A 16,975-nucleotide genomic window follows, 5' to 3' on the forward strand; every position below is an offset into this window, starting at 1 on the left:
GGAAGGGGCCCTCACCGCCCACCAGGCGACGAAGCGCCCCTGCCGACCACCAGGCCACGAAGGGGCCCCTGCCGCGCACCAGGCGTCGGCAGGAGCCCCTTCCTTGCCCTACGAACTCAGCCGACCGGGGTGGGGAAGCCACGGCCGTGCTCGGCCTGGAGCCGGAGCATGGCGTGCTCCACCACGGTCACCAGTACCTGCTTGACCGCCTCCCGGTGCCGGGCGTCGGTCAGGATCAGCGGCACCTGCGGCGAGATCGCCAGCGCCTCGCGGACCTCTTCGAGGTCGTAGCGGGGCGCACCGTCGAAGTGGTTGAGCGCCACCACGTACGGCAGGTTGCGGTTCTCGAAGTAGTCCAACGGCGCGAAGGCGTCGGTGATCCGGCGGGTGTCCACCAGCACGGCGGCACCCACCGCACCCTTGATGATCTCGTCCCACATGAACCAGAACCGGGTCTGACCCGGGGTGCCGAAGAGGTAGAGGATCAGGTCCTCGGCCATGGTGATACGGCCGAAGTCCATGGCGACCGTGGTGGTCTGCTTCCCCGGGACCTTGGACGGGTCGTCGATGCCGACACCCGCCGCCGTCATCACCGCCTCGGTGGTCAGCGGGGTGATCTCCGAGACCGCGCCGACCAGGGTTGTCTTACCCACGCCGAACCCGCCCGCGACCACGATCTTCGCGGAGGTGATACCTCGGTTACGGCGCGCCCCGGCGGGGTCATAGCCTGCGAAGTCCACTTAGCACCCTCTCAAGCAGTTCCATTCGCTCCTCGTACGCCTCGGCGGGAGCGGCAGTGTGTAGCGTCAGCAGACCCTCGGCCACCATGTCGGCGACCAGCACCCGGGCCACGCCCAGTGGCATCCGGGTGTACGCGGCGATCTCGGCCAGGGACTGCGGGCGCCCCTCGCAGATCGTGGCGATGCGGTGCTTGTCGTGGCCGGCGAAACGGGACTCGGCGACGGCGGTGGGGCTGGCCGTCATCACCGCCTCGAGGGCGATGTCCTGACGGGGCTCCGTTCGTCCCCGGGTGACCGCGTACGGACGCACCAACGCGCCGCGCGGGTCCTCTCGCCTCCGGTCCATTCGCGATCACCTCCTCCCACCGGCGCCGCCTGTCGGCACCGGAATCGTCTGCGGCTACTACCGGACCACGGCCTCGCGGGGCAGCGGCACCAGCGCCGCCCCGACCCGTTCCACCAGTAGCGCCATCTCGTAGCCGACCTGACCGACGTCGCAGCTGCGGGCGGCGAGCACCGCCATCGACGAGCCGTCGCTGATCGACATCAGGAACAGGTATCCGCTGTCCATCTCGATGACCGTCTGGAGCACCCCGCCCGCGCTGAACATCCGGGCGGCGCCCTCGGTCAGGCTGACCACCCCGGAGGTGATGGCGGCGAGCTGGTCGGCCCGGTCCGCCGGCAGGTCCCGGGAGGAGGCGAGCAGCAGCCCGTCCGCCGACACCGCGACGACGTGCGCGATGCCCGCCACGCTGTCGGCGAAGTTGGTGAGCAGCCAACCCATGTCCTGCATAGCCGCTGGCCTGTTCATCGGCTCGTCTCCTTGGTCGAATCGCTGTTCAGGTCCGCACCGGCCGTCCGACCGCGCTGCACACCGCGGTGGTAGGCCGACAGCAGACCGCGTACTTCGTCGGGGGTGCGGCGGCTGCGGTCCCGGCCGCCCTTGGGCTCGACGCCGCCGGGGACGAGCTGGGCCTGCGGCACCCGCTTGGGCAGCCCGGACCGGGTCTGACCGGCGACGGTCGGCTCGGCGGCCTTGACCGCCCGGGACCAGCCGTCGTCCGCCGCCGTCCGCCAGGCGTCCGCGTTGGACGCCGGCTTCGGCGTGACCTCGACCACCGGCGCGGGGGCCGGCGTCGGGGCCGGGGCCGGGATCGGGGCGGGGGTCGCCACCGGCTCCGGCACCGGGGTCACCGGCGGCGGGGGCGGCGTGTACGAGGGGGGCGGCGGCTGCGACGGCGAGGTGACCGTGGCCCCCGGGGTACGGCCCGGCAGCCGGGGTACCTCGGCCTTCGGAGCGGCCACCACCGGGCTGCTCACCACCGGGCTGCTCACCGCCGTGTCCTGGTCGAACTGGGGCCGGGCGAAGATGGCGGTCGCGTCGTTGCCGTGGGAACGGAACCAGGCGGTCTCCATCTCCCGGAAGATCGGCGCGGCCTCGGCCGGCTCGTCCGGACGGCGCACCGCGGGCACGCCCGGCGTCGCCGCCGGTACCGCCAGCGGGGTCGTCGGACCGGCCGGCGGGATGACCGGGCCGGTGAGCGGCGTGGTCGGCCCGCCGAACGGGGTGGTCGGCCCGCCTAGCGGCGTGGTCGGACCGGCCGGCGTGGCGACCGGCCCGGCCACCGGCCCGGCGGGCAGGGCGGAGGTCGCCGGACCGGTGCCCGGGGAACGCTGCGGCAGCGGGTTGAGCGTCGGGAACGCGGTGGTCGGCGTGCCGGCGAGCGCACCGTTGGAACTGGTCGACTGGGCCGGCGGGACCGGGGTGAACAGCGACCCGCCGAGGCTCGGGGAGGCGGTGGTGGGGCCACCCACGTTCACCGTCGGCCCGGTGTCCCGGTTCTCGTTCGTCGCCGGCCACTGGGTCGGGGTGGGGCCGGAGTTGCGCCACGGGTCACCGGTCAGGGTGGCCGCCGAGGTCCGCGCCCCGCCGGCCAGCGGCTCGGGGAGCGGGGACGACGTGTTGAGCGGGGACTGCTCGACGGCGAGCGGCTGACGCGGCCGGGGCAGTGCCTGGTCCCGGCCCCGGGTCTGCGGCAGCACCACCGTCGAGTTGGGCAGGGTGACCTGGGCGACGGTGCCGCCCTCCACGTTGCGCCGCAGCTCGACCCGGATGCCGTACCGGGAGGCCAGTCGGCTGACCACGGCCAGACCCATCAGCCGGAACGCGGCCACGTCCACGCTCGACGGGGCGGCCAGCCGCCGGTTCAGCGAGTCGAGCTGCTCGTCGGTCAGGCCCAGGCCGCGGTCCTCGATCTGGATCAGGACGTAGTCGCGGATGCGCCGGCCGTCGGCGACCACGGTGGTGGTCGGCGGGGAGAACCGGGTGGCGTTGTCGAGCAGTTCGGCGACCAGCCGGACCACGTCGTTGACCGCGTGCGCGGCCACCGAGATGTCCGTGTCGACGGTGCCGAACTCGATCCGGTTGTAGAGCTCGACCTCGGACTGCGCGGCGCGCAGCACGTCGACCAGGAGCGCGTCGTCGCGACGCGGCACCGCCGAGTCGGCACCGGCGAGCACCAGCAGGTTCTCGTCGTTGCGGCGCATCCGGGTGGCCAGGTGGTCCAGCTCGAAGAGCTGGGCGAGCCGCTTCGGGTCCTCCTCGCCACGCTCGATCGCGTCCAGCTCGCCGATCATCCGGTCGACCAGGGTCTGCGACCGGCGGGCCAGGTTGAGGAACATCGCCGACACGCTGTTACGCAGGGCGGCCTGCTCGGCGGCGATCCGAACCGCCTCGCGGTGGACCACGTTGAAGGCGAGCGCGACCTGGCCCACCTCGTCCTTGTTGGTCAGCTTGATCGGGTCGCGGACCTCGCGGACGACCTCCTCCACGCCGCTGTCACCGGCGTTGCCCATGTTCTGCAGCCGCTTCACGGCCTCGGGCAGGTCGTGGTTCGCCACCGAGAGCGCGCCCTCACGGAGCCGGCGCAGCGAGTGGTTGAGCGACCGGGCCAGCACCACGGCGAGCGTGATGGCGACGATGAGGGTGAGCAGCACCAGCAGCGACTCGATGACGGCCTGGCGGATGACCGCCGTCCGGGCCTGGTCGGTCTGGTTGAGCAACTGGTCCTGGAGCTGCCCCTCGGTCCAGCGCATCAGGTCGTTGACCGCGCCGATGGCGAACGTCGCGTCGTCCGCCCCGACCAGGGCCCGCTGTCCGACGGAGCGGCTGATGTCGGCCGCCACCCGGTCGGCGAGGACCACGGCGTCACCGGTGACGGTGCTGTCGACCAGCGCCTGCTGGGCGGGGTCGGCGGCGAGCGAGAAGGCGAGCAGGGCCTCCTGCTGGCTGGTCAGCGTGGCGACGAAGGAGGAGAACTGCTCCTGGTCGACCCGGTTCGTGGCGAGCGCGGTGAAGGCGACCGCCTCCTCCTCCGCCACCGCCGACTTGGCGCGGCTGAACGCGGCCACCGCCCGCCGGCTGTCGGCTAGCGCGCCGTCACCGGGAAGCTGGGCGAGCGCGTCACCGTAGCCGACCAGGTCGGTCAGGACGACGCCGTACCGCAGCACGACCGCGGAGACGGGCATCTGCCGGTCGCCACGGTTCAGCACCTCCTGACGGGTGGTGTTCAGGGTGGCCAGGTGGTCGTCGATGATCCGCAGCCGGTCCCGGACCGCCGCCGGCACCTCGCCGATCTCCCGGCGCTGCGCGGTGTACTGCGCGACCCGCTGGTCGGTCCGTCGCACGTGCAGGTTGTACGAGTCCGGCTTCGACGTCGGCACGGCCAGGTAGGTCGCCGCCGCCATCCGCTCCCGGTGCAGGTCCTGGGTGAGCGCGGAGATGTCGACCGACAGCGCGGTCAACGACCGGGCCTGGTTGGCCTCGTACGCGCCCTCGCCGACCGAGATGAGCCGTACCGTCGCCAGCGCGATGACCGCGGCGACCGGGACGACGAGGATCAGCGCGAGCTTGGACCGGATCCGCGCGTCGCGCAGCCGGGGGAGCCGGCGCCGTCGCTTGTCCTGGTTTGGCTGACCGCTCTCGGGCAGGGTCGTAGGTGCGGTGCTCACGACATCGCCTCCGTCGTTTCTTCCACGCTTGACCCGCCGACCCGCGCCTGGTGCAGCGGACAGCGCCGCGCGCGGCTCGGCCGCGATTTCATCAGAGAAGATCTGATTTGGGAAGCCACAGTGAGACAGGAAACGGTAGGACAGCACTCAACCGCTGAAGTGGTCAACGATTACCTTCATTTCCGCAAGGCCCTGATCAGGGCAGATGATCCACAGTGTTCGTCCGCTTCTGCTAAGTGAGCATTTGCAAACCTTGGGGACCGCCAACATGTGGGACGGCTATCCCGAAACACCTCGGCCATCCGCAGCTTGACCACGGGGGCCTGGCATTGGCAAGGTTTTGCAGGCTTCGCGCACACCGTACGGCAGACCCATCCCGTCTCTCCACCGAGGACGGTAATAGCGGGGATCGGGCAACGCCCACCCGCATCTGGAGGACCAAGTTGAGCCCCATCCGCTCCGTGACCACCGCGGCGCTCGCATCAGTCGTCCTGGCCACCACGCTCACCGGCTGCCAGCTCGGCGAGGAGCCCCAGGACACCAGCCCCATCGTGATCGGCGCCGACCTCGAACTCTCCGGCGCCCAGGCCCCCGTCGGCAAGGCGTACCAGCGCGCCCTGGAACTCAAGCGCGACCAGCTGAACGCCTCCGGCGCCCTGGGCGGCCGCAAGGTCGAGCTGCGGATCAAGGACAACCGCTCCGACGCCGCGGAGTCGCAGCGCAACATCGGTGACTTCGGCAACGACTCCTCGGTCAGCGCGATCATCATGGGCGGCTGCAACGAGTGCGCGGTCGCCTCCGTCCGCACCATCAACGAGAAGAAGGTGCCGACCATCGCCCTGGCCCCGTCGGGCGCGATCACCAACCCGGTCGCCGAGCGGCCGTACGTCTTCAAGCTGGCCCCGAACGCCGCCGACAGCGCCTCCGCCCTCGCCAGCGAGCTGGTCCGGCGGGGCGTCAAGAAGGCGGCCCTGCTGCACAGCGACGACGACTACGGGCGGGAGGGCCAGACCGCGCTGAGCGCCGAGTTCGCCAAGGCCAACATCAAACTCGTCGCGGCCCAGGCCGTCAAGGGCACCGACACCGACGTGAGCCAGCCGGTCCAGGCGCTGGTCGACCGCAAGCCCACCGCGATGGTCCTCTGGACGCCACCGGAGCAGGCGATGCTCGCCGCCACGGCAGCCACCGAGGCCAAGTTCAAGGGCTCGCTGTACTTCGACGCGGCGGCGGCCGGCGAACTCTTCCTCGGCTCCTCGGCCCGCTCGGCCGAGCAGGCCACCCTGGTCTTCACCCAGACCATGGTGATCGACGACGTGATCGCCACCACCCCCGCCAAGGCCGCCCGACGGCAGTGGTTCCGTGACTACACCGCCCGCTTCGGCGGGTACCACGGGTTCTCCTCGTTCGCCGCGGACGCCGTGCAGCTCATCGCGGACGCCGAGCTGCGGGCCGGCGGGGAGCCCGGCCGGGTCGACCGGGACGGTATCCGGGACATCCTGGAGACGTCCCAGATGGACGGCCTGTCCGGCCCGATCCGGATGACCCCGGACAACCACTCCGGGCTGATGCCCCAGGCGCTGACCACGCTGGTCGCCCAGGGTGGTCGCTGGCGGTTGGCCGGCTAGGTGGTGGGTGGGTGTGCCCCGCCCCCGCCCGGCTCCGGGCGGTCAGGCTTGATCCCTCCGCCGGGCGGGGGCGGGGCACACCTGGGGTCGAGCTGAGGGGTTGGACGGTCGACGGGGGGGGTTGCCGGTCGACGGGGGGGGTTGCCGGTCGACCGGGCCTCGCTGGGCGGTTCGGGGTGGGTCAGCGGCTGGATGTGGTGGCGCGGACCCAGGGCAGGGCCAGCCGTTCGGCCAGCACCAGCGCGAAGTAGAGCAGGATGCTCATCGCCGCGATCAGCACGATCGACGCCCAGGACGTCGAGTAGTCGCCGATGCCGTTGAACTGGAGGATCTGGTAGCCGAGGCCGCCCTCACCGGCCTGGAACTCCCCGATCACCGCGCCGATGGCGGCCAGCGGCATGGCCACCTTCAGCCCGACGAAGATCTGCGGCAGGGCCGCCGGGAAGCGCACCTTGCGGAACGCCTGCCACCAGGAGGCGTTCAGCGAACGGGCCAGCTCGGCCAGTTCGGCCGGGGTGGTGGTCAGCCCGGTCGCGGTGGACAGCACGATCGGGAAGAAGCAGAGCAGGAACACCATCGTGAGGATGGGCTTCTGCCCCCAGCCCAGGGAGACCACCAGCAGCGGCCCGAGCGCGATCTTCGGTACCGCGTTGACCGCCACCAGCAGCGGCGCGAACATCCGTTCCACCGGTCGGGAGGCGGCCAGCGCCAGCCCGATCAGGACGCCGGCCACGGTGGAGATCAGGAAGCCGACGACGGTGGACATCGTGGTCGTCGCGGCGGCCTCCAGGAGCAGGCTGCGGTGTTCGGCCAGCGCCCGGAGCACGTTCTGCGGCGGCGGCAGCGAGGCCGGATGGATGAGCTGGAACACCGAGGTGACCAGCCACCACACGGTGAGGGCCACCACGACGCCGAGCAGCGGCAGGCCGATGGTCGCCGACCCGGCGCCGAGACGGCGTGCGGCCGTCGGACCCCGGACCGGCTTCGATGTTGCGGGCTCCGTGGCCCGCTCCTGTAGATCGGTCATTGTCTTCTTCTCCTCGCCTGGAGCCGGTACGCCGAGCGGGGGTGCCGCCGTCGGGACGACGGCCACCCCCGTACGGGCCGTCAGGCCTTCGGCGCGAGGCTGAAGTCGACGACCTGGTCCGGCGTGATGTTCTGCTTGAGCGCGCCCGCGCCCTGGAGGATCGCGATGCTCTTGGCGACCCGGCCGCTGTCCAGCGCGCCGATGGCGGTACCCGAGTTGCTGGACCGGACGTACGCGGCCATCAGCTCCAGTTCGGCGGCGGCGGCCTGCGGGTTGGCCGCGTCCACGTTCTTAGCCAGGATCTCGCCGGCCTCCTTCGGGTTGGCCAGGCTGTACTCCAGCCCCTTGAGCAGCGCGGCGGTGAAGCGCTTCACCGTCTCCGGCTCCTCCTTGGCGAGCTTCTTGGAGGTGATCAGCGCGTTGCCGTAGAGGTCGGTCATCACGTCGCTGTACGGCAGCAGGACCGGCTCCTTCTTGGTCACCGCCCGGACGGTCGGGGCGCCCACGACGAACTGGCCGATGCCGTCGACCTTGCCGGCGGCAAGCGTGCCGATCAGCTCCTGGGCCTGGCCGTTCACCCAGGTCACCTTGCTGGCGTCGACGCCGGCCAGCTTCGCGTACGTCGGGAAGAGGTTCCGGACGACGGATTGCTGGGTGTCGGCGATGGTCTTGCCCTCCAGGTCCTTCGGGGACGCGATGCCCTTGTCCTGGGTGGTCACGATGGCGGCCATGGTGCGCTGCTGGATGGCCGCGACCGCGACGAACTCCTTGTTCTTCGGGTCGTCCCCGCCGAGCTGGAGGATGCCGCCGGTGAGGTCGATCGGGCCGAAGTCGGCCTTACCGCCGATGATGGTGGTGATGACACCGCCGGTGCCCTGGCCCGGCTTGATGTCGACCTCGAAGCCGGCCTCCTTGAAGAAGCCCTTGTCCTTCGCCACCCAGGCGTAGGAATCCCGCCCGAAGTTACCGAACGAGGTGAGATACGTCACTTTCCGCAGCTTCGAGCCGTCGCCGCTGCCGGAGTCGGAGGAGTCGGAGCCACTGCTGCAGGCGGAGACCAGAGCCAGAGCCGCGACCAACGCCGTCGCGGCCACCGTACGGGTCAACCTTCTCATTTTGTGCACCATGTCCTTTCCAGACCGGTAGCGGTGGCCACCGGAGGAGTTGTCGAACCAGACGACGCCGTGGTGAGAGGGGGTGGGGACCGGCGCCGTCGTCGCGGGGGGACTCTTCGCCGGCACAGCGTACGAGAGAGTCACCTTTGCGACACCAGGTGGATCCGGTTACGGAACGACAACAGATTGTTGTCCACCCTGGACGGTGTCAACCCACCGGGATGCCGCTAGCCTTGCGAGGCTCGGGATGACCAGGGATGGGAGAGCGGCGGATGATACGACTGTCGGGGGTGTCCCGCACCTTCACCGGCCGCTCCGGCCAGGTCGAGGCCCTGCGCGACATCAACCTCGAGGTCGCCGAGGGTGAGTTCCTCGCGGTACTGGGCCGCTCCGGTTGCGGTAAGTCCACCCTGCTCCGACTGATCGCCGGGCTGCTGCCGACCACCGGCGGGCAGATCGAGGTGGACGGTACCCCCGTCACCCGGCCCCGGCAGAACATCGCCATGCTCTTCCAGCGGCCGGCGCTGCTGCCCTGGCGCACCGTGCTGGACAACGTCCTGCTCCCGGTGGAGATCTTCGGCTGGAGCCGGGCCCGGCACCGGGAACGCGCCCGGGACCTGCTCGACATGGCCGGGCTGGCCGGCTTCGAGAAGCGGCTGCCGCACGAACTCTCCGGCGGCATGCAGCAGCGGGTCTCGCTCTGCCGGTCGCTGATCGCCGAGCCCCGGGTGTTGCTGATGGACGAGCCGTTCTCCGCCCTGGACGCGCTCACCCGCGAGGAACTGTCCGGCGAGTTGCAGCGGGTCCACATGGAGAACGCGGCCACCGTCGTGTTCGTCACCCACTCCATCGACGAGGCGGTGCTGCTGGCCGACCGGGTGGTCGTGCTCAGCCCACGGCCCGGCCGGATCCGCAGCATCGTCGACGTGGACATTCCCCGGCCGCGCAGCCTGGGCCGCAACGCGCACCTGGCCGACGTCGCCCGGGTCAGCGCCGACCTGCACGAACTGCTGATGGAACGCGAGCCGGAGCCGGCCGGCCCGAAGGGACGATGACCGTGCGGGTGTGCGTCTTCACCGAACCGCACCGGGGAGCCACCTACGACGACCAGCTCCGGTTCGCCCGACAGGTCGAGGACGCCGGTTTCGAGGGCTTCCTCCGGGCCGACCACTACCAGTCGATGGGAGCCGACCCCGGGCTGCCCGGCCCGACCGACGCCTGGCTGACCCTGGCCGCGCTGGCCCGGGAGACCTCCCGGATCCGGCTCGGCACGCTGGTCACGTCGGCCACCTTCCGGCTGCCCGGTCCGCTCGCCATGATGGTGGCGCAGGTCGACCAGATGAGCGGCGGCCGGGTCGAGCTGGGCATCGGCGCCGGCTGGTACGAGCGGGAGCACACCTCGTACGGCATCCCGTTCCCGCCGGTGGTGGAACGGTTCGACCGGCTGGCCGAGCAGCTGGAGGTGATCACCGGCCTGTGGCGTACCCCGGCCGGTGGGACGTTCAGCCACGTCGGCGAGCACTACCGGCTGGTGGACGCGCCCGCCCTGCCCAAGCCCACGCAGGTACCCGGCCCGCCGATCATCGTCGGCGGCAAGGGACCGAAACGCACCCCCGAACTCGCCGCCCGGTACGCCGACGAGTTCAACATGCCGTTCCGGAGCGTGCCCGAGACCGCCGCGGCGTACGAGCGGGTGGTCGAGGCGTGCGACCGGCACGGCCGGACCGGTTCCGGACGGGCGCCGCTGGTGCTCTCCGCCGGGATCGTGGTGGCGATCGGACGCACCGACGCCGAGGCCCGCCGGCGGGCGGCTCCGCTGCACGTCAAGAGCGCGCTACCACCGGAGGACCCGGTGGTCGGCTCGCCCGCGCAGCTGGTCGACCGGCTCGGTGAGTTCGCCGCGATCGGCACCACCCGGGTCCACCTGCGGCTGATCGAACTCGACGACCTGGACCACCTCGACCTGATCGCCGGCGAGGTGCTCCCCCAACTGAGAGGCGGCCGATGAACACCGAGCAACTCGCCCCCGTCGGCCAGGAGGTCATCCTGGAGAACGACAAGGTCCGGGTCTGGCACATCCGGCTGGAACCCGGCGAGCAGCAGCCGCTGCACCGGCACGACCACCCGTACCTGGTGATCGCGGTGCAGGGCGCGAAGAACGTCATCCAGACCGTCGACGGCACCCGGATCGACGCCGACGAACCGACCGGCGGGGTGGTCTACCGGGACCCGGGCGCGGTGCACATGCTCACCAACGTGGGTGACACCACGTACCTGGCCCGCCTGGTCGAGCTGAAGTAGCAGCGGCCGTCCGGACCGGTGACACCGGGACCGGGGCCCGACGACACGCCGGGGCCGGACCGGACGGCGCGCCGTAAGCGCCATGGCTGGTCAAGGTGGCGATCGGGAGCGACGGGCCGTAACGTGCCGCACATGGCCAATCGGACCTGGGCACGATCGGTGCTGGTGGCGCTCGGGGTGAGTCTGCTGACCGGAGCCGGTCAGCTCGGCGTCGCGTACGGTCTCGGGATTCTCCGGTTCGCCCGGCCCTTCGGCCCGGCCCCCGACCAGTGGCCGGCGCAGCTCGTCTGGGTGGGCTGGTTCGCCGCCGTCGCCACCCTGGCCGGCGCACTGCTCGCCGACCGGTACGCCCGGCGGGACGACCTGCCGACCGGCACCGTCGTCCAGGTCAGCGTGGTGGTCGCCGCCACGCTGGGCGCTACGGTCGTCGCCCCGCTCTGCATGCTTCCCGCCCGCAACGCGCAGGTGCCGGCCACCGACCCGGTGCTCTCGGTCGCCGCCGCCGCGCTCGTCGGCACGGTGGCCGGGGCGGTCGCCGCGGTCGCCGTGCTCCGGTACGCCCCGGTGGGGTGGAACCTCGCCGCGCTCACCGGGTCGCTGTGGCTCGTCGCGTTCTTCTCCGTCGTACCGTCGCTCGGCGTGGCCGAGGCGCTGCCGACCGTACGGCTGGGTGCGGTGGACCCGGCCTGGCTCTCCCCGGCCACGGCCGAGCGGCTGGCGATGCTGGTGTTGCCGACGCTGGCGCTGCTGGTCGGGGCGGCGGTCGCCGGGCTGGCCCGCTGGCTCGACCGGCCACCACTGGTCGGCGGGGTGAGCGGGGTGGCCGGTCCGCTGCTGGTCGCGGTCGCCTACCTGACCGCCGGTCCGGGCGACGGTGTGGACGGCTACCAGTCCACCCCGTACCGGGCCGCGCTGATCGCGGTCGGTACCGGAGCGCTCGGGGCGACCGCCGCCACCCTGCTGCGCCGTCCGTCGCTGCGCTGGCCGCTGCTGACCCGGCCACCGCTGGGCGGCCGGTCACTGGTGCGCTGGCCGACGCTGGCGCGTCGCCGGTCGACGAGCGACGCGATCACGCCGACGGACATCCTGCCGCCCCTTCCGGCGGTCACCGTCCCGCCGACCGGCACCACGCCCGAAGCGGACGCGACCACTCCCCAAGCGGACGCCGCCACGCGCGGATCGGACGCGACCATGGCCGAAGCGAATGCCACGCCGGCCGAAGCGGACGCCACCACGGGCGGGCCGGACGGCGGTTCCGGCTCCGGTACCGGTGCAGGCTCCGGTGCCGGTGCAGGCTCCGGTGCCGGTGCAGGCTCCGGTGCCGGTTCGTGGGGCTACCAGCCGGCATCCGTCGACCTCCGGTCAGACGACGGCGGTTCCGGCTCGTGGGGCTACCAGCCGGCACCCGCCGATACCCGGTCGACGGCCGTGCCACCGACCTCCACGTCGGGCGGCCCGGTCTTCCCGGTCCACTTCGACTGGCCCGATCCGGGGCCGGTCAGCACACCCGGTGAGCCGGCTGACCCGCCGGCACCCCGGCCCCGTCCGGCGGCACTGGACTGGCCGAGCCCGGCCGGAGCCGGCACGACGGCCGGTCCGGGCACACCGGCCTGGCCGACTCCCCGCCGGGGCCGGCATGCCAGGGTCGAGCCGAACGACCCGCCGGAGACGGACGCCTTCGACCGGCTTGGTCCCCCGGCACCCGCCGCCCCGCCGGCTGGAAACACCGGCACCGGCACCGACGGTGGGCGTGCCGGCAACGTGGACACCGGCAGCGAGGGCAGGGCCGGCAGCGTAGCCACCGGCACCGACGGTGGGACGGAGACCGACGGCGGCGGCGACCACACCGGCACCTCCGGTACCGGGGACGGCGGTACCGGCGACGCGGGGCAGGCCGGTAGCGGGACGGGACGCGGGCTGCGCGGGCTGTTCCGACGGAACCGGCCGCGCAGCGGCCCGGACGACGACTCCGGTACAGGCGACGGGCGCGAGTCGCCGCCCGTACCGGACCACGACGAGGAGTACGTCGACTGGGTCGCCGGGCTCAGCCAGCCGGAGCCGGCCCCGGAGCCCACCCCGGAGGACCGGAGTGACCGGCGTACCCTCCGCTCGGCCGGGCGGCACCAGCAGCCCGGATAGCTGGGCGCGCTGCCTGCGCGTCGGTGCGTCGGGCCAGCGGCACGGGTGGTGGTCTCCCGGCGGTCAGGCCAGCGGGAGGTAGACCCGACCGCCGGCGGCGAGGAACTCGTCTGACTTGTCGCGCATGCCGCGGGCCGCGTACTCCTTCAGCTCCTGCGTGATCTTCATGGAGCAGAACTTCGGCCCGCACATCGAGCAGAAGTGCGCGGTCTTCGCCGGTGCGGCGGGCAGCGTCGCGTCGTGGTACGAGCGGGCGGTCTCCGGGTCCAGCGAGAGGTTGAACTGGTCCTCCCAGCGGAACTCGAACCGGGCCTTGGACAGCGCGTCGTCCCAGGACTGTGCGCCGGGGTGGCCCTTGGCCAGGTCCGCCGCGTGCGCCGCGATCTTGTACGCGATGACGCCGGCCTTCACGTCGTCCCGGTCCGGCAGGCCGAGGTGCTCCTTCGGGGTGACGTAGCAGAGCATCGCGGTGCCGTACATGCCGATCATCGCCGCGCCGATCGCGGAGGTGATGTGGTCGTACGCGGGCGCGATGTCGGTGGTCAGCGGGCCGAGGGTGTAGAACGGGGCTTCGTGGCACAGCTCCTGCTGGAGGTCCACGTTCTCCTTGATCTTGTGCATCGGCACGTGCCCGGGGCCCTCGATCATCACCTGGACGTCGTACTCCCAGGCGATGCCGGTCAGCTCGCCGAGGGTACGCAGTTCGGCGAACTGGGCGGCGTCGTTGGCGTCCGCGATGGACCCGGGGCGCAGCCCGTCCCCGAGCGAGAAGGTCACGTCGTAGCGGGCCAGGATCTCGCACAGTTCGCGGAAGTGGGTGTAGAGGAAGTTCTCCTCGTGGTGCGCCAGGCACCAGGCCGCCATGATCGAACCGCCCCGGGAGACGATCCCGGTGACCCGGTCCACCGCCAGCGGCACGTACGGCAGCAGCACCCCGGCGTGCACGGTCATGTAGTCGACGCCCTGTTCGGCCTGCTCGATCACGGTCTCCCGGAACACCTCCCAGCTCAGCTCGACCGGGTCACCGCCGACCTTCTCCAGCGCCTGGTAGATCGGCACGGTACCGATCGGCACCGGCGAGTTGCGGACGATCGCCTCCCGGGTCTCGTGGATGCGTTTGCCGGTGGACAGGTCCATCACGGTGTCCGCGCCCCACCGGGTCGCCCAGGTGAGCTTCTCCACCTCCTCGGCCACCGAGGAGGTCACCGCCGACGTGCCGATGTTGGCGTTCACCTTGACCAGGAACGCCTTCCCGATGATCGCCGGCTCGCACTCCGGGTGGTTGACGTTCAGCGGCAGCACCGCCCGGCCGGCCGCGATCTCGTCCCGGACGAACTCGGGTGCCGTCCCCTCCCGGATCGCCACGAACTCCATCTCCGGCGTGACGGTCCCGGCGCGGGCGTACGCAAGCTGCGTGGGCCGTTTCCCGTCGGCCCCGCCCAGCGGCGTGCCGGCACCGCGCACCGGGGCCACGTCGCCCCGCTCGGCGATCCACGGGCCGCGCAGCGGCGGCAGCCCGACCTCCGGGTCCGAGCCGGGGCCGGACGTGTCGTAGAGCCGGACCGGCGGATTGTCCCCGGTCAGATCCACCTCGGCGAAGGGCACCCGGACGTCCGGCCGGCTCCCGGTGACGTAGACCTTGCGACGTGCCTGCATGACAGCCTCCCTGATGATCAACAGGACCAGCCGAAGTGGTCCAGCGGGCCGCGCCCGGATCCGAGCGCCCAGTCCCGCGCGCCGGCCAGCGCGCGGGTGACGTACTCCTTGGCGGTCTGCACCGCCACCGGCACCGGGTCGCCGGCCGCGAGCCGGACGGCCACCGCCGCCGAGAACGAGCAGCCGGTGCCGTGGTCGTGCCGGGTCGGCACCCGGGGCGCGCGCAGCAGCGTGGTGCCGCCGTCGCCGTGCAGCACGTCGACCGCCTCCCCGGCGGCGGCCACGTCCCCGCCGGTCACCACCACCCAGGCCGGGCCGGTGGCGGCCAGCGTCTCGGCGGCGGCGACCATCTCCTCGACCGTGGTGACCCGGGCTCCGGTGAGGGCCTCGGCCTCCGCCCGGTTCGGCGTCGCCACCAGCGCGTACGGCAGCAGCCGTTCGACCGCCTCGGCGACGCCGAGCCGGTGTCCACTGGTGGCGACCAGCACCGGGTCGACGACCAGGTTGGGCAGTCGACCGGCCCGTGCCGCCTCCGCCACCGCGTCGGCGACCGCCGGGGTGCCGAGCATGCCGGTCTTCACCGCCCGGACCCGGAAGTCGGCGAGCACGCTGTCGAGTTGGTCGGTGACGGTCCGGGGTGGCAGCGGCAGGACGGCGTCGACACCCCGGGTGTTCTGCGCGGTGACGGCGGTGAGGACACTGGTGCCGTACGCGCCGAGGGCGGCGAAGACCTTCAGGTCGGCCTGGATGCCGGCTCCGCCTCCGGAGTCGGAGCCGGCGATGGTGAGCACGGTCGTCGGGGTCACGGGTTCTCCCTCTGGTTCCGGTCGGCCTGGGCGAAGGCGCTGGTGAGGGTGGTGGCCGCGGTGGCCGGGTCGGCGGCCCGCATGATCGCGCCGAGCACCGCCACCCCGACGGCTCCCGCCCCGACGCAGGCGTGCACCTGGTCCGGGGTCGTCACGCCGCCGAGGGCGAGCACCGGCACCGGGCTGTACCGGATCAGGTCGGCGAGTCCGGCCGGGCGCAGCGGCGGGCCGTGGCCGGGCTTGCTGCCCGTCGGGTAGACCGGCGAGAGGGTGACGTAGTCCTCGGTGGTGAGTCGGGACAGTTCGGCCCGGTCGTGGCAGGAGCGTCCGACCAGCGCGACGTCCGGTGGCGGGTACGGGCCGGCGGCGGGCAGGTGCACGGCGTCGCCGCCGAGCGGGTCGGGGCCGGCGACGACCAGGTTGCCGCCCGCCCCGGCGAGGACGGCCCGCAGGTCAGCGGCGAGGGCGGCGCGCTCGGCGCGGGGCAGGTCCTTCTCCCGCAGCACCACCCAGCGCACTCCCCCGGCCACCGCGTCGGTGACCACCTCCGGCAGCGGCCGGCGGGCCGCCCACCGGTCGGTGAGGACGACGACCCCGGACGGCACCGCCGGTCGGCTCCTGCCGCGGATCGACCCGCCGCCGGTCGGGTCCGGCCGGCCCTTTCCCTCGCGGCGCGGTTCCGGCCAGTCCGACCGGCCGCCGGCAAAGTCCGGCCGGCCCGGTCGACCGCCGGCAGGGTCAGGCCCGCCGGGTCCGCCGCCGGCGCGGTCCGGCCGGTACGGGGTCACAGGACGGGCCGACCGTCGTCGGGTGTGGAGGCCAGCGCGTGGAAGCGGCGCTCGATCCGGCCGGCGCGGTAGGCGAGCCGACCGGCCCGGACGGCGTGGCGCATGGCGGTGGCCATCGTCTCCGGGTCGGCGGCCCGGGTGACCGCGCTGGCCAGCAGCACCGCGTCGCAGCCCAGTTCCATCGCCAGCGCGGCGTCGGAGGCGGTGCCGATGCCGGCGTCCAGGATCACCGGCACGTCGACGCTCTGCCGGATCAGCCGGATGTGGTGCGGGTTGCCGATGCCCAGCCCGGAGCCGATCGGCGCGCCGGCCGGCATCACCGCCGCGCAGCCCACGTCGGCCAGCCGGCGGGCCAGCACCGGGTCGTCCGAGGTGTACGGCAGGACGGTGAATCCGTCCTCGACGAGCTGTTCGGCGGCCCGGAGCAGTTCCACCCCGTCGGGCAGCAGCGTGCGCTCGTCGCCGATCACCTCGAGTTTGATCCGGTCGGTCCCGAACGCGTCCCGGGCCAGGTGGGCGACCTTCACCGCCTCACCGGCGGTGTAGCAGCCGGCGGTGTTGGGCAGCAGCTGCACCCCGCACCGGTCCAGCAGGTCCAGCAGCCCCCCGGCGGTGCCGGCGGTGTCCACCCGGCGCAGGGCCAGGGTGACCAGTTCGGTGCCGGAGGCCCGGATGGCCCGTTCCAGCACGTGCAGGTTGGCCGCGCCCCCGGTGCCGAGGATCAGCCGGGAGGTGAGGGTGGTGCCGCCGAGGACGAGGGTCACCGC

Annotated in this window: 15 protein-coding genes; 5 read left to right on the forward strand and 10 right to left on the reverse strand. The window is 72.7% G+C overall.

What is annotated here, in order from left to right; genetic code table 11:
* Positions 1-116: 116 nt before the first annotated feature.
* Genes PVK37_RS02260 through PVK37_RS02275 form a run of 4 tightly spaced genes read right to left on the reverse strand, consistent with a single transcriptional unit; the run spans position 117 to position 4,751 of the window.
* The gene (locus PVK37_RS02260) at positions 117-740 is read right to left on the reverse strand and encodes a GTP-binding protein (RefSeq protein ID WP_275032006.1); all 624 of its coding nucleotides are present in this window, start codon (positions 738-740) and stop codon (positions 117-119) included.
* On the reverse strand, positions 721-1,086 hold the full coding sequence (locus PVK37_RS02265; protein WP_145815484.1) for a DUF742 domain-containing protein: 366 nt from the start codon (positions 1,084-1,086) through the stop codon (positions 721-723). The genes PVK37_RS02260 and PVK37_RS02265 overlap by 20 nt, the downstream gene beginning before the upstream one ends.
* 57 nt (positions 1,087-1,143) lie before the next feature.
* Positions 1,144-1,551: a roadblock/LC7 domain-containing protein gene (locus PVK37_RS02270; protein WP_088982086.1), complete on the reverse strand. Its 408-nt coding sequence runs from the start codon at positions 1,549-1,551 to the stop codon at positions 1,144-1,146.
* Positions 1,548-4,751 carry a sensor histidine kinase gene (locus tag PVK37_RS02275; RefSeq protein WP_275032007.1) on the reverse strand — a complete coding sequence of 1,068 codons (3,204 nt, stop codon included), beginning with the start codon at positions 4,749-4,751 and terminating at the stop codon, positions 1,548-1,550. Before PVK37_RS02275 ends, PVK37_RS02270 begins: the two co-directional genes overlap by 4 nt.
* A 443-nt stretch (positions 4,752-5,194) precedes the next feature.
* On the opposite strand from PVK37_RS02275, the gene PVK37_RS02280 reads away from it, so the two are divergent.
* A complete protein-coding gene (locus PVK37_RS02280; RefSeq protein ID WP_275032008.1) occupies positions 5,195-6,376 on the forward strand; it encodes an ABC transporter substrate-binding protein in 1,182 nt (393 codons plus the stop codon).
* A gap of 181 nt (positions 6,377-6,557) precedes the next feature.
* On the opposite strand, the gene PVK37_RS02285 is transcribed toward PVK37_RS02280, so the two are convergent.
* On the reverse strand, positions 6,558-7,403 hold the full coding sequence (locus PVK37_RS02285; protein ID WP_275032009.1) for an ABC transporter permease: 846 nt from the start codon (positions 7,401-7,403) through the stop codon (positions 6,558-6,560).
* Between the two features lie 80 nt (positions 7,404-7,483).
* Entirely contained in the window at positions 7,484-8,518 is a 1,035-nt protein-coding gene (locus tag PVK37_RS02290; RefSeq protein WP_275032011.1) for an ABC transporter substrate-binding protein, read from the reverse strand.
* 272 nt (positions 8,519-8,790) lie between these two features.
* Here PVK37_RS02290 and PVK37_RS02295 point away from each other — a divergent pair, with 272 nt between their 5' ends.
* The 4 genes from PVK37_RS02295 (at position 8,791) to PVK37_RS02310 (ending at position 12,958) form a co-directional block, all read left to right on the forward strand.
* Positions 8,791-9,573, forward strand: coding sequence for an ABC transporter ATP-binding protein (locus tag PVK37_RS02295; protein ID WP_275032012.1), 783 nt, complete (start codon positions 8,791-8,793; stop codon positions 9,571-9,573).
* Positions 9,574-9,575: 2 nt separating this feature from the next.
* Positions 9,576-10,526, forward strand: a complete 951-nt coding sequence (locus tag PVK37_RS02300; protein WP_275035338.1) for an LLM class F420-dependent oxidoreductase — start codon at positions 9,576-9,578, stop codon at positions 10,524-10,526.
* Complete coding sequence (locus PVK37_RS02305; RefSeq protein WP_275032013.1) at positions 10,523-10,819, forward strand: cupin domain-containing protein; 297 nt, start codon at positions 10,523-10,525, stop codon at positions 10,817-10,819. The genes PVK37_RS02300 and PVK37_RS02305 overlap by 4 nt, the downstream gene beginning before the upstream one ends.
* 132 nt (positions 10,820-10,951) lie before the next feature.
* Positions 10,952-12,958, forward strand: a complete 2,007-nt coding sequence (locus tag PVK37_RS02310) for a hypothetical protein (RefSeq protein ID WP_275032014.1) — start codon at positions 10,952-10,954, stop codon at positions 12,956-12,958.
* A 63-nt stretch (positions 12,959-13,021) separates the two neighbouring features.
* Here PVK37_RS02310 and thiC read toward each other — a convergent pair whose 3' ends face one another.
* The 4 genes from thiC to PVK37_RS02330 all read right to left on the reverse strand — a co-directional run bounded on the left by thiC (position 13,022) and on the right by PVK37_RS02330 (position 16,972).
* Positions 13,022-14,614, reverse strand: a complete 1,593-nt coding sequence (gene thiC, locus PVK37_RS02315; protein ID WP_275032015.1) for a phosphomethylpyrimidine synthase ThiC — start codon at positions 14,612-14,614, stop codon at positions 13,022-13,024.
* 17 nt (positions 14,615-14,631) lie between these two features.
* Positions 14,632-15,420, reverse strand: a complete 789-nt coding sequence (thiD, locus tag PVK37_RS02320; RefSeq protein WP_275032016.1) for a bifunctional hydroxymethylpyrimidine kinase/phosphomethylpyrimidine kinase — start codon at positions 15,418-15,420, stop codon at positions 14,632-14,634.
* Entirely contained in the window at positions 15,417-16,025 is a 609-nt protein-coding gene (locus PVK37_RS02325; protein ID WP_275032017.1) for a thiamine phosphate synthase, read from the reverse strand. Before PVK37_RS02325 ends, thiD begins: the two co-directional genes overlap by 4 nt.
* Positions 16,026-16,204: 179 nt before the next feature.
* Positions 16,205-16,972: a thiazole synthase gene (locus PVK37_RS02330; RefSeq protein ID WP_423790984.1), complete on the reverse strand. Its 768-nt coding sequence runs from the start codon at positions 16,970-16,972 to the stop codon at positions 16,205-16,207.
* Between the last annotated feature and the right edge of the window lie 3 nt (positions 16,973-16,975).

It is taken from the genome of Micromonospora cathayae (assembly GCF_028993575.1).
Classification (GTDB): Bacteria; Actinomycetota; Actinomycetes; order Mycobacteriales; family Micromonosporaceae; genus Micromonospora; species Micromonospora cathayae.